General features: G+C 60.5%; 14 protein-coding genes. 7 read left to right on the top strand and 7 right to left on the bottom strand.

The genetic code is table 11. The features are described from left to right. Positions 1-81 precede the first annotated feature (81 nt). Complete coding sequence (locus H6B30_RS01050) at positions 82-1,743, top strand: nucleoside kinase (protein WP_205107032.1); 1,662 nt, start codon at positions 82-84, stop codon at positions 1,741-1,743. A 389-nt stretch (positions 1,744-2,132) separates the two neighbouring features. Next, positions 2,133-3,251, top strand: a complete 1,119-nt coding sequence (locus tag H6B30_RS01055; protein WP_239483427.1) for a carboxymuconolactone decarboxylase family protein — start codon at positions 2,133-2,135, stop codon at positions 3,249-3,251. Positions 3,252-3,381: 130 nt separating this feature from the next. On the opposite strand, the gene H6B30_RS01060 is transcribed toward H6B30_RS01055, so the two are convergent. The 3 genes from H6B30_RS01060 to H6B30_RS01070 all read right to left on the bottom strand — a co-directional run bounded on the left by H6B30_RS01060 (position 3,382) and on the right by H6B30_RS01070 (position 7,906). Beyond that, positions 3,382-4,194 carry a DUF3108 domain-containing protein gene (locus tag H6B30_RS01060; protein WP_394802233.1) on the bottom strand — a complete coding sequence of 271 codons (813 nt, stop codon included), beginning with the start codon at positions 4,192-4,194 and terminating at the stop codon, positions 3,382-3,384. A 162-nt stretch (positions 4,195-4,356) separates the two neighbouring features. Then, complete coding sequence (locus H6B30_RS01065; RefSeq protein ID WP_239483428.1) at positions 4,357-6,357, bottom strand: Ig-like domain-containing protein; 2,001 nt, start codon at positions 6,355-6,357, stop codon at positions 4,357-4,359. A gap of 1 nt (position 6,358) precedes the next feature. Further along, positions 6,359-7,906, bottom strand: a complete 1,548-nt coding sequence (locus H6B30_RS01070; protein ID WP_205107036.1) for a GH3 auxin-responsive promoter family protein — start codon at positions 7,904-7,906, stop codon at positions 6,359-6,361. Positions 7,907-8,468: 562 nt separating this feature from the next. Here H6B30_RS01070 and H6B30_RS01075 point away from each other — a divergent pair. The 3 genes from H6B30_RS01075 to H6B30_RS01085 all read left to right on the top strand — a co-directional run bounded on the left by H6B30_RS01075 (position 8,469) and on the right by H6B30_RS01085 (position 12,608). Further along, positions 8,469-10,313, top strand: coding sequence for a PKD domain-containing protein (locus tag H6B30_RS01075; protein ID WP_205107038.1), 1,845 nt, complete (start codon positions 8,469-8,471; stop codon positions 10,311-10,313). 138 nt (positions 10,314-10,451) lie between these two features. Next, positions 10,452-11,807: an MATE family efflux transporter gene (locus H6B30_RS01080; protein WP_205107040.1), complete on the top strand. Its 1,356-nt coding sequence runs from the start codon at positions 10,452-10,454 to the stop codon at positions 11,805-11,807. A gap of 156 nt (positions 11,808-11,963) precedes the next feature. Next, positions 11,964-12,608, top strand: a complete 645-nt coding sequence (locus H6B30_RS01085) for a DUF4294 domain-containing protein (protein ID WP_205107042.1) — start codon at positions 11,964-11,966, stop codon at positions 12,606-12,608. A gap of 425 nt (positions 12,609-13,033) precedes the next feature. Here the strand turns inward: H6B30_RS01085 and H6B30_RS01090 are convergent, their stop codons facing one another. From H6B30_RS01090 to H6B30_RS01105, 4 genes are all read right to left on the bottom strand, one after another. Beyond that, complete coding sequence (locus tag H6B30_RS01090) at positions 13,034-14,029, bottom strand: M28 family peptidase (RefSeq protein WP_205107044.1); 996 nt, start codon at positions 14,027-14,029, stop codon at positions 13,034-13,036. Positions 14,030-14,109: 80 nt separating this feature from the next. Next, positions 14,110-15,864 (bottom strand): membrane dipeptidase, encoded by a 1,755-nt coding sequence (locus H6B30_RS01095; protein ID WP_205107046.1) that lies wholly within the window; start codon positions 15,862-15,864, stop codon positions 14,110-14,112. A gap of 9 nt (positions 15,865-15,873) precedes the next feature. After that, positions 15,874-16,347, bottom strand: a complete 474-nt coding sequence (locus tag H6B30_RS01100) for an Lrp/AsnC family transcriptional regulator (RefSeq protein WP_205107048.1) — start codon at positions 16,345-16,347, stop codon at positions 15,874-15,876. 425 nt (positions 16,348-16,772) lie between these two features. Then, entirely contained in the window at positions 16,773-19,604 is a 2,832-nt protein-coding gene (locus tag H6B30_RS01105) for a M16 family metallopeptidase (protein WP_205107050.1), read from the bottom strand. Between the two features lie 562 nt (positions 19,605-20,166). Between H6B30_RS01105 and H6B30_RS01110 the strand changes: the two genes are divergently transcribed. Continuing rightward, positions 20,167-21,498, top strand: a complete 1,332-nt coding sequence (locus H6B30_RS01110) for a glycoside hydrolase family 28 protein (RefSeq protein WP_205107052.1) — start codon at positions 20,167-20,169, stop codon at positions 21,496-21,498. A 15-nt stretch (positions 21,499-21,513) separates the two neighbouring features. Further along, positions 21,514-23,088, top strand: coding sequence for a glycoside hydrolase family 43 protein (locus H6B30_RS01115; protein WP_205107054.1), 1,575 nt, complete (start codon positions 21,514-21,516; stop codon positions 23,086-23,088). Positions 23,089-23,147 lie beyond the last annotated feature (59 nt).

Below are 23,147 nucleotides of genomic sequence, written 5' to 3' on the forward strand. Positions count from 1 at the left end.
AATATAATTTGTTTCGCGATATTGCGTCATGTCGGGAAAACGGCGTAACTTTACAAACGTTAATCCCAAAAGGCCATTGTTATGGAACAGATGATACAAATCCGTTGCAAAAATAATAAAAAAACAAAAAACATTCGCATCGGAAGCACACTTTCTGAGGTATATGATGAATTTGGGCTCGAAATGGACTATGGCCCTGTGAGCGCCAAGGTGAACAACCGAGTTGAGGGGATGCATTACCGCGTTTACAACAGCAAGGACGTCGAGTTCCTCTCGCTTAAGTGCACATCGGGGTGGCGGGCATACGTCAGGAGCCTCTTTTTCGTGCTTTGCAAGGCTGTTCACGACCTTTATCCCGACGGGAAAGTGTATATTGACATACCCGTGTCGAACGGCTACTACTGCGACCTGAACATCGGGCGGTACATCACTTACGACGACGTAGACCGCTTGCGGGCGCGCATGCAGGAAATAATTGACATGGCGCTGCCCATCCACCGCCACGAGAGCACCACGGAAGAGGCCATCGAGATATTCCGCAAGCTGGGCTCGGAGTCGAAGGTCAAGCTGCTCGAAAGCACCGGGAGCCTGTACACCACGTACTACGAGATTGACGGGTATCACGACAATTACTATGGCACGGTGCTCACAAACACGGCCTACCTGCACCTGTTCGGGCTGGAGAAGTATTTTGACGGGCTGCTGCTGCGCATACCGTCGATGGACGACCCGTCGAAGCTGGGCGAGTTCCTCAAGCAAGACAAGCTGTTCGAGATATTCAAGGAGCACCACCACTGGCAGCAGATACTGGGGCTGAGAACCATCGGCGACCTCAACGAGGCTGCCGACAAGGGCATGGCCACGCAGCTCATCACCCTGTCGGAGGCCCTGCAGGAGAAGAAGATAGTGAACATTGCCGAGGACATTGCCGACCGCCGCGGGGTGAAGATGGTGCTCATCGCGGGCCCGTCGTCGAGCGGGAAGACCACCACATGCAAGCGCCTTTCGATACAGTTGCTGGCCAACGGGCTGCACCCGGTGCCCATATCGCTCGACGATTACTTCGTAGACAGGGAGCTGACGCCCAAGGACGAGAGCGGCGAATACGACTTCGAGCACCTGCATGCGCTCAACCTCGACCTGCTCAACGAGCAGATGAACGCGCTGTTCAGGGGCGAAGAGGTGGAGCTGCCCAAGTATAACTTCCAGGCGGGGCGCAGCGAGCGCAGCGGTAGGCGGCTGAGGCTCGAGGGCAACGAGGTGCTCGTGGTAGAGGGGATACATGCGCTCAACCCCGAGCTCACGTCGAAAATACCCGACCCGCTCATCTATCGCGTCTACGCATCGGCGCTGACCACCATCCTGCTCGATTCGCACAACTACATCCCAACGACCGACAACAGGCTGCTGAGGCGCATCATCCGCGACTACAAATACCGCGGGGTGTCGGCCCTCGAGACCATACGCCGGTGGCCGTCGGTGAGGGCCGGCGAGAACAAGTGGATTTTCCCGTACCAGGAGAATGCCGACGCCATGTTCAACACGGCAATGCTTTTCGAGCTGGCCGTGCTCAAGACGCAGGCCGAGCCGTTGCTGGAGCTGGTGCCTGAGAACGCCGACGAGTACAGCGAGGCGTACAGGCTGCTGAAGTTCCTGCGCTACATCAGGCCCATACCCAACCGCCAGGTGCCGTCGACATCGCTGCTGCGCGAGTTTCTCGGGGGCAGTTCGTTCAAGTATTGACCGCCCGGCTGCCAAGGCTTACGGGCCGCATGCCGCAACACGCTGGATGTCAGTGTGTTGTGAAACGTGCCGTTTCGCATTGCGAAACGGCACGTTTTGTATTGCCGAACGGCCCGTTCCGCACCCCCGTATGGCCCATTCTGCAGTGCCGCCGCTGCGTCGCCGCCCGCCATTGCCAAAGCCCGCGGCTTGTGCGGCCGCCGCTGCCTCGGGGCGGGGCTGTTGCCGGCCGTGGCGCGCGGGGCAGTGCAATATCTGTAAAAAGCATACACCTATCAGTGTTTGTGGTTGTGCCGGCCACGCATTTTTTGCTTACCTTTGCGCCATTGAAAGGCCCGGCGCGGCCGGCGGAGCCGTTGCGGGCCCACAAACTGCTAAAACATACGATTATGAAAAAGGCTAAGAGAATCATTGCCGTGCTCGCAGCAGCTATCGTGACGGCCACGGCGGGCGCACAGACTAAAAACAACGGAGTTATGGAAAACGTACTTGACAGGCGGCAGCAGCACATTGTCGCCATCGCAAACCTTGAGGCCCGGGGTGAACAGGGCCTGCTGGGCGAGGCCATCTCGGCCGCGCTCGATGACAGCGTGACTGTAAACGACATCAAGGAGGCCCTTTCGCAGCTTTACGCTTACACGGGATTCCCGCGCAGCCTCAATGCCCTCGGCACACTGCAGCGCGTGGTGGCCGAGCGCGCGCAGGCCGGAAAGGCCAGCGTAGAGGGCCGCGACGCCGACCCGCTGCCCGAAGGATACGATGCCCTCAAGCAGGGCACGGAGGTGCAGACAAAGCTGACGGGCAAGCCATACGACTACAAGTTCGCGCCCGCGACCGACTATTACCTCAAGGCCCACCTCTTCGGCGACATCTTCGCGCGCAACAACCTCACCTTCGCCGAGCGCGAACTGGTAACGGTGAGCGCCCTGTCGGGCATCGAGGGGGCCGAGCCGCAGCTCAGGTCGCACATCAACGGGGCGCGCAACATGGGGCTCTCCGACGCCGAGATACACTCCATACCGCTCACGCTGGCCGCACGCGGGGCCGAGGCCTCGGCCTACAGGGCCTCGAAGGCCATTGCCGATGTGTACGGCGAGGCTTTCGCGGGCGAGCAGCCGCTGCCATTCGCCAAGGGCGGCGAGAACACGGCTTACGCCAAATACTTCATTGGCAAGAGCTATCTTGCGCCACTTGCCAACGGCGAGGGCCGTCTGCCGGTGAGCAACGTCACCTTTGAGCCGCGCTGCCGCAACAACTGGCACATACACAACGGTGGCGGGCAGATTCTCATCTGCGTCTACGGCAAAGGCTGGTATCAGGAGTGGGGCAAGCCGGCGCGCAGGCTCCAGCCGGGCGACGTGGTAGACATACCGGCCGGGGTGAAGCACTGGCACGGGGCCGCGGCCGACAGCTGGTTCCAGCACGTGGCCATAAGCGTGCCGGCAGAGGGGGCGTCTACCGAATGGCTTGAGCCTGTTGCCGACGCCGACTACGACAAGCTTAAGTGACTGCATTTGCCCAAAGAGGGGTGCATCCGCAGCGGATGCACCCCTCTTTGCGTTTCCGGCCGGCTGCCGGGCCGCCGCCGTTGCTCCCCCGCAGGCTCACGGCCGTTGGGGCGGCAGGGTGGCACGGGCGTCAGTTGAGCCTCGACGTGACGGGGTTTTTCACCCCCTTGTAGCCGCGGAGGAACGCCTTTGCCGAGCCGAAGCTGAGGAACATGTCGAGCCGCACGGGTATGTGGTTGGCGTCGTCGGTTACATAGAAGCGCAGCAACTCGTGGTTCTTGCCGTCCTCGCGCTCTATGAACGAGAAGACAAGGCAGCGGTATTTCACGTTGTTGCCCTCCATCTTGAACGTCTCCTTGCCCTGGTACTTGAGCCAGGAGTTCGACAGCCGCTTGGCGTCGCTTACCGGCATGGGGATGTTGTCGCCCACCTTGTACTTGGAAACGTCGAAGTTGCGGGCCCGCAGGAATATGCTCATCATGTCGTACACGCAGTCTTGGTATTCGGACTGCTTCCATACGTGGCGCCCGTCGTTCTCTATCCGGTGCTGTTTCATGTGGCAGTTGCCCTGCGGATAGGTGTACCAAATCTCGTCTACGTAGTATCTGTCGCCTTCGCGGGCGCCTTTGCGGAAGTAGAGAGGCGACAGGTCGGTAGCGCAGTAGGACAGTAGCGTGTCGCGGAGCGTGAAGAACTTGTCGAGCTTGTTGTTGCTCCTGGTTATCAGGCTGGCGCGGTAAGCCTGCTGCCCGCCGTATCTCGACGTGACGGTGCTCATCGATGCCGTCCCGACTTTTACCCAGATGAACTTCCAGTTGAAGAAAAGGTCGTAGTAAAGGAACTCTCCCGACTTGAACGCCGTGTTCTTTATGCCGCACTGGGCCGACGCCGGCGCGAAGCTCACTGCCATGAGCAGTGATATCACTAAAGCTTTCAGTCTCATATTTCTCATTGTTGTTGGTTTTCATTTATGGCTTTGCCGCTGTCACAGGCCGTGGCGCCGGCTGCGTCATGGCTGTGCGCCCGGCCTTCGTCGCGGCTGCGGCGGCGTGCTGTGGCGGCAAGGGCCGTGCCGTTGCCGTGGGCGCCCGTCGTTCCGGGCCGCTTAGTTCGGCTTTATGTATTCTATGCCCAGGTTGCGCGCCCTGTCTGCGTTGCGGTTGCGCAGCTTGCGCTCCTGTTCCGGCTTTTGCTTGGTTATGTCCATCGGCTTCTGCCGGTTGCCGGGCAGTTCAGACATGTCCCAGCCTATGGTCACGTCCCATTTCTCCTTGCATTCAATCTTCTTGGGATAGTAAGTCACCGTTTCGGGCTGGCGCCCGGCGTGATAGTCGCCCGTGTCCCATGTCCCGTTGCCGTTGGTGTCGGCGAAAGCGCGCAGGTAGTAGGTGCCCGGGTTGACGTAGAAGAACTCTGCCGAGCCACCGCTGGCTTTCGTTTGCTTCACCACTCCGTCGGCCCCGTTGAGCAGTTGCACTATGATGGCCGTGTCGGCCGTGCCGGTGAGGTTCACCGTCAGCGAGCTGTATTCGTCCATGGCGCGCACCCTGATGCCCGCCTTGTAGGCGTTTGACACCAGCCCGTAGATGTCTTCGAATGCCGCCGAGTCTATTTCGAGGCTGTACTCTATGCCCGGCCGCCATTCGGCCAGCAGCGTGTAGGCCCTCAGTTTGCCCGGCACGGGCCTCAGTTCGAACCGCGACCTGTACCACAACGTGTCGTGCTTGGAGTACAGGTGTATGGCCGCCGTGTCGCACCGTGCCAGCGGCGATGGCATCTCGATGGCAATGTTGCGGTCGGGGTCGAGCGATGTGTCGGCGCTGATTTTGGGCACCAGCGGCGCCGGGGGCATCACAGAGTCGTAGGGCTCGCCCTTTTTCTTGGCCTTTTCCTGTTCCTTCTGCCAGTCTTCAAACTCTTTCTGGCGTTGTTTCATGCGCTTTTCGTACGACATGCGGGGCACTGCCGAGATGGTGTCGGTGTTGCTTACGAGCACTCCCGCCGTGTCGGTCATCATGTAGGTGAGCGCGAATTGCAGCGTGTCTTTGTTCACCAGGGCCGTGTCTTTTATCCAGTATGTGATGGTGTCGTGCTTCTCGGTGGACTCTACTATGAACGCTTTCTCGGCGTCGAAGTTCAGCCCCCGCATCGCTGGCAGGGTGTCGCTGCCGTAGCTGAAGTATATGCCAATCTTCTCGGGCGACTGCCTTTCGGTCTTGATGAGGTATCTGTCGGTGAGCGGAACGGAGAATGCGCGCAGCACGATGTCGTCGGGATAGAAGTGCGTGTAGCCCGTCCTGATTATCGAGTCGATGCGCAGCGAGTCGCGCCAGATGGTGTCTTGCCTAATGTCGGGGCCGCACGAGGGGCTTATCGAGTCGGTGTTGAAGGCCACCATCTCGCTCTTCTGGCTGTACATGTAGTTGCCGTCGGCGTCTTGCAGGGCATAGGCGCGGTAGGTGCCCGGCGCCACTCCCTTGATCACGAAGTGCCCGCGGCTGTCGGTTCGCGCCACCCTGAGCAACGGCGTGGTGGTGAATGCGGTGTCAGACAGGTTGGCATACAGCCCGACGAGTATGCCCTTGATTGGCTCGAGGTTGCTGGCGTCGATCACATTGCCCGACACTTCGAACGTGTCGATGCGCTCTCCGGTCGAGAAGCTGTAGGTGTAGTTGCCCATCGGGTTGCCTTCGTTGTTGTCGGAGATGGCGTCTGAGAAGTCGATGGTGTATGTCATGTCGGGCCGCAGCGAGTCTTTGAGCTCGATGCTTATCTCCTTTCCGGCCGTCTTTATTTCCGGCATCTCCACTTGCGGGGGCGACACCACCACCTTGTTCGATGCGTCTTCGAGCTTGATGTATTCGTCGAAGTAGATGTGAATCTTCCTTGCCGTCACGTTGGTAGCCTTGTCTTTGGGCGAGGTTCCGGTTATCCGTGGCGGCGTGTCGTCGTACCATCCGCCGTCGGGCTGGCCCATCCTGGCGCACGATGCCACGGTCAGGGCCAGCAGTGCGGCTGCGGCCGCCATGCGTGCCGCTCGCCTCAGCCTTGCTCTGTTGCCTTTGCCCGTGCCCGGTCGTTGTTGTGTCGGTGTGTCGGTGGCCATGTCAGATAGTTTCGTTTGTGGTCGTTTCGTGCTTGGCCGCCGTGCTGTTCATGCGCAGCAGCTGGTCTATGATGTCGCGGCTGTTGCTCAGCCTTGGTATCTTGTGCTGCCCTCCGAGCTTCCCTTTCACCCTGAGCCAGTCGTTGAACAGGCCCGTCCGTGCCCTGACCACCTCGAGGTGCTGCAGCGTTATGTCCTTGAACCGCTTGGCCTCGTAGTCGCTGTTGAGCTCCTGGAGCCTCTTGTCGAGCAGCCGTGCGAACCGTCCGTCGTCGTCGGGTTGGCGCGCAAACTCGATGAGCCATTGGTGGCGGCACTTGCCCCGGCCGTCCATGAACACGGGGGCGGCCGTATATTCCGTCACCTCGGCGCCCGTCTCGTCGCACGCGTAGGCCAGCGCCCTCTCGGCGTTGTCCACTATCAGCTCTTCGCCGAAGGCGTTGATGAAGCACTTTGTCCGGCCGGTGATGATGAACTTGTATGGGTTTGTCTGGGTGAAGCTCACGGTGTCGCCCAGCACATAGCGCCACAGTCCGCAGGTGGTTGATATGAGCATGGCGTAGTTGCGCCCTGTCTCCACGCCCCACAGCGGCACCACGGTGGGGTTGTCGGAGCCGAACTCGTCCATGGGGATGAACTCGTAGAACACCCCGTAGTCAAGCATCAGCAGCATGGACTTGTCTGCCGGGTCGTCCTGCAGGCCGAAGAAGCCCTCGCTGGCGTTGTATGTCTCCATGTAGTGCATGCCGGGCGAGGTGATGAGCTGCTCGTACTGGCTGCGGTAAGGGGTGAAGGCCACGCCTCCGTGGAAGAACACCTCGATGCCCGGCCACACCTCTTCGAGGTGCCGCTTGCCCGAGAGCTCCATCACGCGGCTTAGCACCGAGAGCATCCACGAGGGCACACCGCTCAGGTTTGTCACGTTTTTGCCAATGGTCTCGCGCGCTATCCGGTCGCGCTTCACCTCGAAGTCAGACAGCAGCGCGGTCTGTTTCTTGGGCACGCGCACCATGTTCACCAACGGGTTGATGTTCTCGATGAGTATTGCGCTGAGGTCGCCCACGAGGCTGCCGGGCAGGTTGTAGTTGGGCGAATGGCTTCCGCCGAGTATGAGGCCCTTGCCGTCGAACATGCGGCTGTGCGGGTTGTTGCGCAGGTAAAGGGCCACGCAGTCCAGGCCCCCGCGGTAGTGCGTGTCGTGCAGTCCGTCGGGGCTCACCGGTATGAACTTGCTCTTGTCGTTGGTCGTGCCCGACGACTTTGCGTACCACTTCACGCGGCCCGGCCAGAGCACGTCGCGCTCGCCGTGGCGCATGCGGTCTATGTCGCCTTTCAGTTCTTCGTATGTGTTCACGGGCACGTTGCGTGCAAAGTCTTCGTAGCTTCGTGTGGCCCCGAAGAGGTGGTTGCGCCCGTATTCTGTGTCCTTGGCTGTGCCCACGAGGTGCTCCAGCACCTGTCGTTGCAGGTCTGCTCCGCCGCTGATGTGCCGCTCGAGCTCTTTCTGCCTTGGCACAAACATCCTGCCTATTATCCTTGTAAGGCTCATTGCATTATTGTTTTTACGGTGCAAATTTAGGCTAAACTTTCGTAACCATGCCACAATTCACATTATTTAAGGCTATGGGCCATGGCCTGCAGCCTGCCCTGATGCCGGCTGCCTGAGGGCTGTCCGTGGCGCTGCGTGGGCCATGTGGCGCCGCGGCCGGGGCCGGGCCGTGGCTGTGGCGGCCCTGTTGGTGTCGGCATTTTTTTACCCGCCGCGCCGTGTCTGCGTGCATGCTGCCAAGTTGCTGAGGCCCAGGTGGTTGCGGCGAAGGGCTGTTGCGGGTTGCCAAACAGGCCGTCCGGCACTGCCAAACGGCCGTTTTTGCAGTCCGTAACGGCCCGTGTTGCGCGCCCGTTTGGCCGTCGGCGTCATGGGATTCCGGTTTTGTCATGTTTTGTTACCGCCGCCGGGGTCTCGCCGCGGGGTGTGGCCACTGTGGCCTCCGCGCCATTTCGTGGTTGTTGGAAAATATTTGCTGCAAAGCAGATTTTGTTTCATTTTATCGCTGTTTGCCGTTATTTTGCGTATATTTGCATATTCAAATCCATATAAAACAACGCTTATGAAAAAAGCATTACTTCTTATCATGGCTGCCGTGCCGCTGATGGCACAGGCCGACGGCTTGCAGGCTGCATTCTCGTCAGACAATGCCTACAAGCCTTATTACACCCAGGGATTCGACTCTGAGGACGAATTTGGCTCGTGGACGCTTGAGCAAACCAACCCCGAATACACCTGGAGGCTCACGCCATCGATGGGGTCGGGCATAGACTTCGGCGCCATCGACCCCGACAGCAAGCTCTCGCTGGGCATCGAGTACAACCAGAGCGACTTCGACGAGACCGTCACTTCGCCTGCCATAAGCGTCAGGCCGAACAGCTGTGTCGAGTTTTACAACTACTTCTCTCCCGTCTGGCTCTTCGAGGCAAGCTGGACTTTGTATGCCACCGACGTGGCCACGGGCGACACGGTGCAGCTGCTGCAGCAGTTCCTGTGGGCCAACACGTCGGCCTACGACGAGACCAAGTGGCTGCGCTTCCGCCTGCCGCTCGACCGCGTTGAGGGCAAGACGGTCACCTTCTCGTTCAATTACAAGGGCAATGGGGGCGACTCCCAGCTCATCGACGGGTTCAGGGTGGTGCAGCTCGACGACTCCGAGGGCTCGTCAATCGACATAGCCCAGGGCGACTCGGTGAGCTTTGCCGATGCCTCGCAGGGCAATGTTACCTCGTGGCTGTGGGAGTTTGAGGGCGGCGTGCCGGCAACGTCGACAGAGCGCAACCCCACCGTCACTTACCCCCAGGCCGGCACCTACAGCGTCAGTCTGACCGTGGGCGACGGCACTTCGACATCCACCGTCACGCGGCAGGGCTACGTCAACGTCAAGGCCGAGCAGCCGTCGGCGCTCATAGGGCTGCCCGAAGAGGGCTACCTGTCGCCCTTCGTGGGCACGCTCGTGCCTACAGGGGTGCCCGTAACCTTCCGCGACCTGTCCGGGGGCTACCCAACCGAGTGGCTATGGACGTTCAACGGCACCGACATCGAGAAGTCGGCCGAGCGCAACCCCACCGTCACTTACACCAGGAAAGGGCTGTTCAGCGTGGCGCTACAGGCCACCAACGGCGCCGGCACCGACATCGACATGATGCAGTATGCCATACAGGCCGGCGGGGCGCAGTATGTATGGAACCTCGAGATAGGCGAGAGCAACAGCCTGGCCAAGCTCTCGCTGGGCTTCTACGGCAACTATGCGGGCTCCAACTGGCTCGGGCTGCCGGCTTTCGCCGAGCATTTCAAGGCACCGCTGGCACCGGCCACGATAGACAGCGTAGACGTTTACTTCATCTCTAACACCACCGTCACGCCCGATGCCGACATCACCGTGAGCATACGCCGGCCCGACGCCGACGGCAAGCCGGGCGAGACGCTGGCATCGGCATCGGTAAAGGCCGGCGACATAAGGTATTCCGACGACACTTTCCTTGCCACTACCTTCGTGATGGACAGGCCGGCCGAGGTGACGGGCGACTTCTTCGTGGTAATCGAGGGCATGCCCAACAACTCGCTCGAAGAGCCGCCTTACACATCCGACGACATCGCCGTGGCGTGCGTAAGGCGCAATCCGGGGCAGAAGGGCACCACATGGCAGCTTGTGGAAGACCAGGATGAGTATGGCAACCCGCTCGGCACGAGCCAGTGGTTCGAGAACGTCGACGATGCTGTCTCGATGGCGGTGTGCCCCGTAATCACCTACGACAGGCCCGAAACGCCCGATGCAATAACCGAGGTGGGCTCGGGCGAGGCCGCTGCCGACGATGCCGTGTACACCCTGCAGGGCGTCCGCGTGGAGCGGCCGGCCAAGGGCAGCATATACATACGCGGCGGAAAGAAGTATGTAGCGCGGTGAACGCTTCGCTGACCATGTGAGGGCGGGATGCGGCCGGGGGCCGCATCCCGCTTTGTTTTCAACAAGTTTAACGCGCCGTTTGCCCCGCTATGCGTAAAACGGAGTAACTTTGCACCCGACAAGAGCATTGTTTTCAGTATGGGTAACACTAACGACATGACTGTGGGGGCGCCCACGCGCGGCATCATCAGGTTTGCCGTGCCGCTGGTATGCGGCTACATCCTGCAGCAGATGTACCTCATTATAGACGCTGCCATCGTAGGCCGCTTTGTCAGCGTGGGCGCACTTGCCGCCGTCGGGGCGTCTGCTTCGATCATGTTTTTGATAATGGGCTTCTGCAACGGGGCGTGCAGCGGCTTCGCCATACCCGTGGCCCAGGCGTTCGGGGCCAAGGACTTTGTGGCCATGCGCCATTACGTTGCCAACGCCGTGCGCATAGCGGCGGTCATTGCCGTGGCCATGACGGCTGTCACATGTGCCCTCTGCGGCCCCATATTGCGCATGGTGAACACCCCGGACGAGATATTCGCCGATGCCTATGTCTTCCTTGTCTTCCAGTTCGCGGCCATCCCGTTTACCATCGCCTACAACCTTCTTGCGGGATTAATACGCGCGCTTGGCAACTCGAAGCAGCCCTTCTACTTCCTCATTTTCTCATCGGTGGTCAACATACTACTCGACTTTCTGTTCATCATAGGGATGAAACTGGGGGTTGAGGGAGTGGGTCTTGCCACCATGATGTCGCAGGCGGCATCGGCCTACATGTGCTATGCGTACATACGGCGAAAGCTCGACGTGCTCATACCGCGGGCCGACGAGCGGGGCTACGACAGGGCCAAGGCGACATCGCTGCTGGCCAGCGGACTGCCCATGGGGCTGCAGTTCTCTATCACGGCCATAGGCAGCATAATGCTGCAGAGCGCCAACAACGCGCTCGGCACGGTGTATGTGGCGGCCTTCACGGCCTCGATGCGGGTGAAATACCTGTTCACCTGCGTGTTCGAAAACATCGGGGTGGCCATGGCAACCTACTGCGGGCAGAACATCGGGGCGCGCCGCGTGGGGCGCATAGCCATGGGACTGCGCTCTGCCGTCAAGATAACGGCGGTGTACTTCGTCGCCACCCTGGCGCTGATACTGCCGCTGGCGGAGGAGATGATGATGCTTTTTGTAGACGCGGACGAGACGGAAATCATTTCCAACGCGGCCATGTACATGCGCATATCATGCTATTTCTACCCAGTGTTGGGCTTGCTCACCATTCTGAGGTACAGCATTCAGGGGCTGGGCTACAGCAACCTGTCGATGCTGTCGGGCGTGATGGAGATGGTGGCCCGGTGTGGTGTGAGCATCTGGCTGGTGCCTGCGCTGGGCTTCCTTGGCGTTTGCTACGGCGACCCCGTGGCCTGGGTGGCGGCCGACATGTTTCTCGTGCCGTGCATGCTGTTGCTGTACAGGCACCTCAGGCGCAAGCTGGCGCCGTCGGGGATGTGACGCCCCGCGTGGCCGGCGGACAAGCCGCAGCCGCCGGCCGGGGGCCCCGTGGCGTGGGCCGCAACCCGTAATTTTTCTTAATTCGGGCATGGCAGATGCTAAATTTGCCGTGTGTCGCTCGCCGGACGGAAAATTATGGCTACTTTTGCCGGTGTTATGAGACAGGCTTTCTTAGCAATGATGATGGCCGGGATGATGCTCCCGGCAGCGGCGCAGGCGCAGGACGACGGCAAGAGGCCGACGACCGACGACTTGCTCGACGCCATGGACAGCCCTACGTTTGTGCCGATGGTGAAGGTGGGCAAGGTGATGGACGCCGGCGACAGCATCCTGTATATGGAGATGAACAATGTCTACGTCTATCCGAAACTCACGTTCCAGAGCCAGCGACAGGCCGCTGCTTACATGCGGCTTGTGCGCAATGTCAAGAAGGTGCTGCCCATAGCGAAGGAAGCCAACAAGATTATCCTCGAGACGTATGAGTATCTTGAGACGCTGCCCGACCAGAAATCGCGCGAGGAACACATGAAGAGGGTGGAGAAAGGGATAGTGCAAGAGTATAAGCCGAAGATGAAGAAGCTCACCTATTCGCAGGGTAAGCTGCTCATAAAGCTCATCTACCGCGAGTGCAACTCGTCGTCGTACGACATCGTCAAGGCGTTTCTCGGGCCGATGCGCGCCGGCTTCTGGCAGGCTTTCTCGTCTATTTTCGGGGCCAGCCTGCGCAAGGAGTACGACCCCGACGGCACCGACAGGCTCACCGAGCGGGTGGTGCTGATGGTCGAGGCCGGGCAGATATGAGAGGGGAAAGTTTAGTTTTAAGTGTTAAGTATTAAGGGTTAAGGCGGAAGGTAGGCCGGGATTTGGGAATTAAGGATTAAGTATTAAGTGATAATGATTACAATGGCTCGGGTTTGTGGATTAAGCGTTGAGGGATAAAAAATACGGGAACATTCTTTTGAAGATGCAGTTTTTTGGATTGCTGCGGTGGTAACCGATGTTTACAAAGGCCGCGCCCGGGTGGCGGCAGCGGCATTGGTGTAACGTCAAACGGCCCGTTCCGTATTGCGGAACGGGCCGTTTGACGCTATGGCACGGGCCGTTTCGGAGGGTGAAACGGCCCGTATTGCAATGCATTGAGGCTCAGCTGGTTGCGCGGCGGGGTCGTGGCGGAGAAATGTTTTTACACCGATGGGGCTGTGGTGTGGCTGTGATGCCTCGGCCGCTCACTGTTCGGTGAAGAGCACCTGCACCACCGTCTGGCCCACGGCCTTCAGCGTGTTGCGGTCAATGTTGTCCATGTTGTCGGCCAGGGTGTGCCATGTGGGCCCGAAACTGCTCTCGGGGCAGTCGGGGAAATAGGGCACAATGTCTATCGTCGGTATGCCGGCCTTTTCGTTGACAGGTATGTGGTCGTCGGTCACCATGCCGCCGGCTGCCGTCGGGAAGTAGCTTCCGTAGCCCAGGCCGGCCGCTGCCGCCCACACCTTGTCTACCACTTGTGGCGCATATTGCAGCGACATGCCTTCCTGGTAGAAGCGCGCCCCACGGCCGCCAACCATGTCGAGCAGTATGCCGTAGCGCGCCTTGTAGCCCTCGGTGGCGGCGTTTGCAGCCCAGTGGGCGGCACCCAGTGCCCACGAGTCGCCGTTGTCGGGCTTGTCGCTCCACTGTGGCGTGCCCCAGTCTTCGGCGTCGAAGCAAACAAAGTCGACGCCTATGCCCAGGCTGTCATGCCCTCCGATGAGGCGGGCCAGCTCAATGAGCACTGCCACCCCGCTCGCCCCGTCGTTTGCCGCCATCACCGGCTTGCGCCAGTTGGCCGAGTCCGGGTCGTTGTCGGCCCACGGGCGGCTGTCCCAGTGGGCGCAGAGCAGCACCCTGTCTTTCAGTCCGGGCTTGTAGCTGGCTATGATGTTGGTGGCCTTCAGCGGCGTGCCGTCGTAGCCGCTCAGCGTGGCTTGCTGCAGTCTGACGTCCATGCCGTACTGCCTGAACTTCGATTCTATCCACCTGCCGCAGCTGTCGTGCGCGGCGCTGTTCATCGTTCTCGGGCCAAAGGCACACTGTGCGGCGCAATAGGCGTAGGCGCTGTCGGCGCTGAACTGTGGCCCGGCGGCCTGTGTGGCGCCATCGCCGGCGTCGCCGGCCTGTTTTTTCTTGTTGCCGCAGGCTGCCAGCATGGCCAGCAGCATGAGGCATATCATGGTGTATTGTCTCATATTCTTAGGGTTGTCTCTGGTTGTATGGCTGCTCCGTAGCATTGGCCACGGTGCGCGATGCAACTGTCTTTGGCGTGGCGTCAGGCCTCGGCTGCTGCCTGCACCTGTGCCATCACGCGCAAGAAGTTGCCGCCCCATATCTTCTGGATGTCGGCCTCGCTGTAGCGGCGGGCCAGCAACCGGCGTGTGAAGCTGATGGCTTCCGACGAGCTTTCGAAGCCTTTCACTCCGCCGTCGCCGTCGAAGTCGGTGCCTATGCCCACGTGGTCGATGCCCATCACGGCTATGGCGTGCTCCAGATGTGCCATGGCGTCGAGCACCGTGGCTTCGCCGTCAGTGCGCAGGAAGCCGTGGTATAGCGTGGTCTGCGCCACCCCTCCCTTGGCCGCGAGGGCGCGCATCTGGTCGTCGGTGAGGTTGCGCGGGTGGTCGCACAGCGCCCTCGAGCTGCTGTGGCTGCACACTATGGGCAGCCGGCTCATGTCAAGCGCGTCGTAGAAGCTGCGCTCCGAGGCGTGGCTTAGGTCGACCATCACCCCCCGCCGGTTCATTTCCGCTATCATGTCGGCGCCGAGCCGGCTCACGCCTCCGTGGGTGTTGCATCCTCGGGCGCTGTCGCACAGGTCGTTGTCGCCGTTGTGGCACAGTGTGACATAGACCACGCCGCGCTGCCTGTAGCGCGCCACGCTGGCCGTGTCGGTGCCCAGGGCGAGCCCGTTCTCGATGCCGAGCATTATCGACTTGAGCCCCCTGCGTTTGTTGTCGGCCAGCTCTTGCGGCGTGCGGGCAATGGCCACACAGCCGCTGTTGGCCGCCACCATGGCCTCTATCTTGTCGAATATGAGGTCGGCGTAGGCCCCGGGGCTGTCTGCTGCAAACGGCACGACGTCGGCAAACCGCTCTCCCGGCTTCGGCTGGGGCAGGTATGCCACCATGATGGTGGCGTCCTGGCGCCCTTCGTCCATCTTGTGCAGGTCGACGAGCAGGCGCGGGTCGCGCCTGCCGAAGTCGACCCCTTGGGCGAAGAACATCGGTGTGTCGCAGTGGGTGTCGAGCGTCAGCACCCTGTCGTGCACCTTGCGGGCCTTGCGGTAGCTTGCCGCCTCGGCCACGAGCCAGCCGAACAGCCTGTCGCCGTCGGCCATGCACTCCGGGTGCCACTGCACCCCTACTATCGACTTGAGCTCATTGCTCTCGATGGCTTCCACCGTTCCGTCGGCGGCGGTGGCCGTCACGCGGAACCGTTTGCCAGCCTCGGCCACGGCCTGGTGGTGGAATGAGTTGACGGCCAGCCTGTCAGTGCCGTATATTGAGTGCAGCGTGCTGCCCTCGGCTATGCTCACCGTGTGGGTGGGTTCGCTGCGGTCGGCGTCTTGCGAGTGCTTCACGGTGGCCTTGCCTGCTATGTCTTGTTCCACCCTTCCGCCCAGGGCCATGGCCAGGGCCTGTATTCCGCGGCAGATGCCGAGCATGGGCAACTGGCGGTTGTAGGCCAGTCGGATGGTCAGCAGCTCCGGCAGGTCGCGCTCGCTGTTGATGGAGTGCAGGGCGGGCTGTGGCTCTTCGCCGCAGAACAGCGGGTTGATGTCGGCCCCGCCGCTTAGCAGCAGCGCGTCCACACGGTCGAGCGCGCTTATTATTGCGGCCGTGTCGGCCACGGGAGGTATGATGAGTGGCGTGCCGCCGGCGGCCACCACCGACTTGTAGTAGCCTTCGGCCAGCTTGCACTCAGGGCTGGCGTAGTTGCCCGTGATGCCTATCACGGGGCGCTCTTGGGCCTCGGGGAAGCCAGCGTATGCGCTTTCGAGGTGTGCGTCAATGTCGAAGCGGTCCATGTGCAGTGCTTATTCGCCCTCCTTGTCTACCTTCACGGGTATCTCGCGCTTGATGCTTTGCTCGAGCGAGATGAGCGTCTCGGTGGCCACCACGCCCGGTATGCGCTGCAGCTGGCCGTTGAGCAGGTCCATGAGCTGCTCGTTGTCGCGCGCGTATAGCTTCACCAACATGGTGTAAGGGCCCGTGGTGAAGTGGCACTCCACTATCTCGGGCACCTGCCTGAGGCGCTCTACCACGTCTTTGTACATGCTTCCGCGCTCGAGCGTTATGCCCACATAGGTGCATGTGAAGTAGCCCAGGCTCTTGGGGTTGACGTCGAATCCGCTGCCCGTTATCACGTTGTCGTCTATCAGGTGCTGCACTCGCTGGTGTATGGCAGCCCTTGACACACCGCACTCGGCGGCCACGTCTTTAAACGGTATGCGCGCGTTTTGCGACAGTATGCCCAATATCTTCTTGTCAAGATTATCTATCTTTTCCATTTCCAGATTGGAGTTTGTGATGTTGAAAGTGTTTGCCTTCGGTGTCGATAATCACCCAACGGCGTGCCAAAAGTACTTATTTTTATCGATATTGGCATCATTTTGGAAGCAAAAAAATATAAAAAGCCTCTTTCGCATCATTTTACCCGCCATGTGGTGCAGTTGCCGCGGCTGCCGGGCGCGGCCGTGGGGCTGGTTGCGGTGGCTGTGGCGGGGTGTTGGGGCGGTGGTGGCCGGGCTGTCGCGAGGGTCGTTTTCGGTGTTGCCGGGCCGCCGCCTGCAAGTGGCTGGGACACAGCGGGTTGGCGGTATGGGTCGTTTTGCTGTGCAATACGGCCCGTTTCAGGATGCAAAACGGCCCGTTCCGTGGGTTGGAACGGGCCGTTTTGGCTTTCAGTGTTGCGTGTGGCGCATTTTGCGCGCCGTCATTTCTTTTCGCCGTCAACGTCGGGCATCATCACCACCTCGACGCGGTTGCCCTGGCTGATGAGCTCCTTGACGAAGGCAGATATGGTCTGCGGGGTCTGCGCCTCCACCGTCTGCTTGTATGCCGAGTGCAGGTCGACGCCGTAAGTGCGGTAGGTGTCGATCACGCCCAGCCAGTAGCTGTTGGTCTTGGTGCGGTCGTCGAAGCTCTTGAGCATGAACTCCTTCACCTTCTTGAGCATGTCGGCGTCGCACGTTTGCGTCATGGCGTCGACCTCGGCGCGCAGTATCGTGAGCACCGTGTCGGCCTTTTCATACTTCATCGGGCAGTATGCAAACAGTCCGCAGTCTATCTTGTCGTCCTGCCGGGCCATGGTTCCCTGCGCCCCGACAGAGTAGGCCGCGCCTGCGTCTTCGCGTATCTTCTTGAGGTAAACCATGCTTAGCACCTGGCCGGTGATGTCGGCCTTGACTATGTTGTCGAGCGTGTAGGGCATCGCGTCGTTGCTCCACACCATGGCGGTGATGGCCTTCGGTGTCTCCATCTTGCGCTTGAAGCTGTTCACCACCACGCCCTTGGCGTCGGTGTCTACGCGGTGGCCCTTCCTGATGTCCTTCGAGGCGGGCAGCGAGGCTACGTATTGCTCGAGCAGCGGGCGCAGCTTGGCTTCGTCGAAGTTGCCGATGATGGTAAACGTATAGGCTGCGGCGTTGGCCGTGAGCTGGCGTGCCATCTCGAGGATGCGGTCGTAGCTCACCTTGCCCAGGTCGGTGGTGTCGAGCGAAGTGAACCTCGGGTTGTGGCAGTTGAGCGTCACTATGAGCGAGTCGTTGAAGGCGTTGTCGGGCGAGAGGGCCTTGTTCTTCAGCGCAATCTCATAGGTTCTCATCAGGTTGTCGTACGAACTCTGGTCTTTGTTGATGGCCGTGAAGTAGAGATATACCAGCTGCAGCATCGTCTCCACGTCGTCGGGGGTCGACGATCCGCTTATGGTCTGGCGCGTGGTGGCCAGCGACATCGATGCCGAGGCTATCTTTCCGGCCAGTGCCTTCTCCAGTTCGGTGTGCGAGAAGTTGCCCAGTCCGCTGGCCTCGATGGCGTCGTCAAACAGCTTTATGTTCGAGTAGTCGGCCTCGCCGTAGAGCGACGAGCCGCCAAAGCCTTCGGCCGTGAGCATCACTTGGTCTTTCTTGTAGTCTGTCTGCTTAAGCACCACCTTCACGCCGTTTGACAGTGTGAGCTCCTTGTAGCCGAGTCCGGCGTTGCTCTCTTCCTTCTTGATGCTTCCCTTCTTGGGCATTGTCTTGATGAGCGGCTCGTTCTTCACGTTGTCAACGTAGGGTGTGAGCTGCTCGGCGCGCACGTCGGCGATGGCCTTCATCAGCCCTTGCTCGGTGGGATATGCCGCCCCGTCCTTCTCGCTGTTGAAGTTTATGATGACCATGTTGCTGTCTGATGCTGGCACGAGCTCCTTCATGGCCTCGTTTATTACCTCGATGGGTATCTCGGGCACTATCTGCTTCATCGTGGCATAGTAGTAGTCGATGGGCGTGATGGGCTCGCCGTTGATGAAGTTCTCCTTGAATTCGTTGCAGAACTGTGCGCTGAAGCGCTTGTCCTTGTTGCTGTACATCTTGTCGAGCGAGCTCAGCGCGTCGGCCTTGGCGCGCGCATACTCGGTCGGGGTGAACCCGAACTCGGCGGCGCGGCGTGCCTCTCGCAGTATGGCACCGAGCGCGGCTTCGGTCTGTCCGTCCTTTGGCAGGGCCGAAATGTCAAGCGCGTCCTTGGTCTTGGCGAAGATATAGCTGCTGTAGATGGCCGATGCGTCGACGAAGGGGCTCTCGGCTTTCTGCGCATATTCGTTGAGACGGGCGTTCAGCATCGACAGGGCCAGGTCCCGCATGTAGCACCCTATGACGTAGCCCAGGTTGTTTTTCATCGAGTCGGGCATGGCGTCGTGCTTGAATATCAGCTCTATGGTGTTGACGCGCTGCTCCTTGTCCTTGTCGATTACTATGATGGGCTGTGCGTTGTCGGGCACGGGCTCGGCCTTGACCGGCGCCGGGTTGGCCGGCATCTGTATGCTTCCGAAGAGCTTCTTTATCTCGGCTTCTACGTGGTCTACGTCGACATCGCCCACCACGATGATGCCCTGGTTGTCGGGCCTGTACCACTTTTCGTAGTAGGCGCGCAGCGTCTCGGGCTTGAAGCTGTTGATGACGCTCATCAGCCCGATGGGCATGCGGTGGCCGTACTTGCTGCCCGGGTATAGCTTGGGCAGGCTACGCTCAAACATTCGCATCGATGCGCTGGTGCGCAGGCGGTATTCCTCGTTGATCACGCCGCGCTCCTTGTCAATCTCCTCGGGGTCGAGCACCAGGCCGTCGGCCCAGTCGTAGAGTATGAGCAGGCAGGAGTCGAGTGCCGACTGGCGGTCGGTGGGCACGTTTGAGATGTTGTACACCGTCTGGTCGATGGCCGTGTATGCGTTGAGGTCGCGCCCGAACTGCACGCCAATCGACTCACAGTAGCGTATGAGGTCGTTGCCCTTGAAGTGCTTTGTGCCGTTGAAGCACATGTGCTCGAGGAAGTGTGCCAGTCCGCGCTGGCTGTCCTCCTCCTGGAGCGAGCCCACACGCTGCGCTATGTAGAATTCCGCACGGTTCTCGGGCCAATTGTTGTGCCTGATGTAATAGGTCAGGCCGTTGGCCAGTTTGCCCGTGCGCACGTCTGGGTCTGCCGGTATGGGTGGCAGCTGCATTACTTGCGCCTGTGTGGCCATGGCCACTATAAGCACGAACAATGATAGGATTCTGTTTATCTTCATACTCTTCTCTGTTTTTAAACAGCTACAAAGATAACAATTTTAGCGTTACATTGGATAACTATTTCTGTAAAAATTTATTGTCCTTTGGGCTGTTTTTGTGTAACATCCTGTGCCACAGTGTGTTGCGGCGGCTGCCGTATGCGTATGCAAAATGGGCCGTTTGGTCGGTCGGAATGGGCCGTTCGGCATGCTTGTACGGCCCGTTTTGCACCACGGCGGCGTCCTTGTGGCTGCGTGGGCCCGTCATTGTCGGTTGTTTTTACCACCTTTGCGGCCCGTTGCCTCAGGCTGTCGCTATGTGGCCTTCAGGGCGGCCTGCGGGGCCCTTACGGCGGCAACGCGTGGCCACCGGGGGCCAATAGCGTACGATTTTACCAATATTCGTACGCATTTATCAATGCTTTAAGCAGAAAAATCATTATTTTTGCAGTCACAATGCCGGTGTGGCGTGGCAGCGCCGATGTGTCTGCCGCCGGGCCGGTTTCCCAAGTGGAAGCCGCCGCCGGGCCCCGCCAGGCTTTGCCGACTGAACGAACGACAAATCAAAATACCTAAAGCGAATATGAAGACAACGACTTTACTTGCCGTCGCTCTTATGCTCATGTCAGCTGTGACGGCCGATGCGAAAAAGAAACAGTCCGTTTGGCCCGACGGCACGGCCATGGACCAATGGTTCGGCGACACCGCCAAGGTTGACGTGGCGGCGCTGGGCAAGCAGTATGTCATAACCGACTACGGGGTGAAGAACGACTCGGCCCTGCTGCAGACCGAGGCTATACAGAAGGTAATCGACACGGCGGCCGCCAACGGCGGCGGCGTGGTGGTGGTGCCCAAGGGCACGTTTTTCACCGGCTCGCTGTTCTTCCGGCCCGGCACCCACCTGCACATGGCAGAGGGAAGCCGGCTCAAAGGCAGCGACGCCATAACGCACTACAAAATCGTAAAGACGCGCCTTGAGGGCCAGACGCTCAACTATTTCGCAGCGTTGATAAACGCCAACGGGGTCGACGGCTTCACCATCACCGGCCGAGGCACCATCGACGGCAACGGGAAACGGTTCTACGACGAGTTCTGGCTGCGCCGCAAGGTGTTTCCAAAGTGCACCAACCTCGAGGCGCTCAGGCCGAGGATGATTTACATCTCCGACTCAAAGAACGTCACGGTGCAGGACGTACGCCTGGTATACAGCGGCTTCTGGACAAACCACCTCTACCGTTGCTCGCGCGTGCGCTACCTCGACTGCTACATCTACGCGCCCACCTCGGGATATCCCAAGGGCCCCAGCACCGACGCCATCGACCTTGACGCCTGCTCCGACGTGCTAATACGCGGCGGATATATCAACGTCAACGACGACGCCGTGTGCCTCAAGGGAGGCAAGGGGACGTTTGTCGACAAGGACACGACCAACGGGCCGTGCCGCAATATCCTCATCGAGGACGTTGAGTATGGCGTGGCCGGCGCGGGCGTGACGTTCGGCAGCGAGGCCTGGGACTGCTCAAACGTCATACTGCGCAACTGCTCCTTTGCCGGCACGGGCAACCTGGTGCTCTTCAAGATGCGCCCCGACACGCCCCAGAAATACGGCAACGTGCTCGTGGAAAACGTCACGGGGACGCCCAAGAACGGCATACGCGTGGCCAAGTGGATGCAGTTCTACAATCTGCTCGACCGCCCCGACATGCCGCGCTCGGGCGTATCTAACGTCACCCTGCGCAATGTCGACGTGCGGTGCACCAAGAAATTCTACGACGTACAGCAGTCTGACAAGTACGACCTCAGCGGCTTCACCTTCGAGAACATCAAGGCCGAAGACCCGAAAGGCGGCTTCAACACATCTTATATAAAGGACTGCCGGGTGAAGGACGTGACTGTCAACGGTGTGAAATACTGAAAACCGTGATGGAATATGTACCGGCTTGAAAAATCACAGGCTGCCGTGGCCATGTTGGCGGCGGCCCTCTCTGCCCCGGCGCAGATAGAGAACCCGATTCTGCCGGGCTTCAACCCCGACCCGACGATATGCCGCGTGGACAGCGACTACTACATCTGCACGTCGTCGTTCACGTGGTATCCCGGCCTGCCCATATACCGCAGCCGCGACCTCAGGCACTGGGAGAAGGTGGCTAACGCCATCGACCGCCCCGGCATGGTGACCCTCGACGGGGTCAGGGACAAGGACGGCGTGTGGGCACCCACGCTCCGCCACCACGGCGGAAAGTGGTATCTGTTCTGCAACGTGAGCAACGGCGGCAACTTCTACATCACGGCCAACGACGTGAGGGGGCCGTGGTCAGACCCTGTATTCATAAAGGGGGCGCCGGGAATTGACCCCGACATCTTCTGGGACGACGACGGACGGAGCTACCTGCTGGCCAACACCGGCAAGTTTCCGGGCCGCAAGCATCCAGCCTCTACGGCCATCTGGATTCAGGAAATAGACCTCGCCACGGGCCAATTGCTGGGCGAACGCAGTTACATAGCCACGGGCCACGCCTTCAATGCGAAGTATGCCGAGGGGGCGCACCTGTATAAGATAGACGGCCGCTACGTGCTCACGGTGGCCGAGGGCGGCACCGACTTCAACCACGCCGTGACGTTGTTCACGAGCCGGAACCTCATGGGGCCGTACATTCCGCAGCAGGTGAACCCCGTGTTGAGCCAGCGCCAGTTTGGCCACGGCAGCCCGTTGCAGTGCGTTGGCCACGCCGACATGGTGCAGACCGGCCCCGGCCAGTGGTATGCCGTGGCCTTGGGCAAGCGCATGGTGGACGGGCGGCACTCCTTTACGCGCGAGACGTTCATCTGCCCCGTGGTCATCCAGGACGGCGAATTCATATTCAACCCCGGCCGCGGCGGCATGACCATGGAGGTCGAGGCGCCCGCCCTGCCCGAAAGCCCGGTGGCGCTGCCGCCCGACAGCGACGCTTTCGACGGCCCGGAGCTGCTCGGCTACTGGCACTTCAACCGCATTCCGCACACCCGTTTCCACGCCCTTGACGGCGGAAGCCTGCTTCTCACACCGCAGCCCGAGACCATCGACAGCCTGGTTTGCCCCGCGATGCTGATGCGCCGCGTGCGCTCCCACCGCTACACGGCCCAGACGCTGATGGGCTTCAGGCCACGCCGCGAGGGCGAACGCGCCGGGCTGGTGCTCCACCGCAACAGCACGGCCTACGTGGCACTGCTACGCACCGTCGGCGGGCTGGCCGTGGTGGAGAGCGGTCGGGTCACCAAGACTGTGCCGTATGGCGCCTCCGACGTGGTGATGCGCCTGCGGGCCGACGGCATGGAGGCCGTGCTTGAATACGGCCCCACGGAGGCCGACATGCGCGAGGCCGCCCGCGTGAGCCTTGTGGGGCTGGCCGACGACGGCAAGCTCAACCGCTTCAACGGCCTCGGAGTGGGCGTCTATGCCACCACGTCGGGCAAGAAAGCGCGTGGCCAGGCCCGTTTCGACTACTTCGCTTACGCCGACAACTGACCACCATGGTGCCGACGGCGCTGCCCCCGGGCTGCCGCGGCCGGGCCATACGGGCCGTT

This window comes from Marseilla massiliensis (assembly GCF_016899955.1).
Classification (GTDB): domain Bacteria; phylum Bacteroidota; class Bacteroidia; order Bacteroidales; family Bacteroidaceae; genus Prevotella; species Prevotella intestinigallinarum.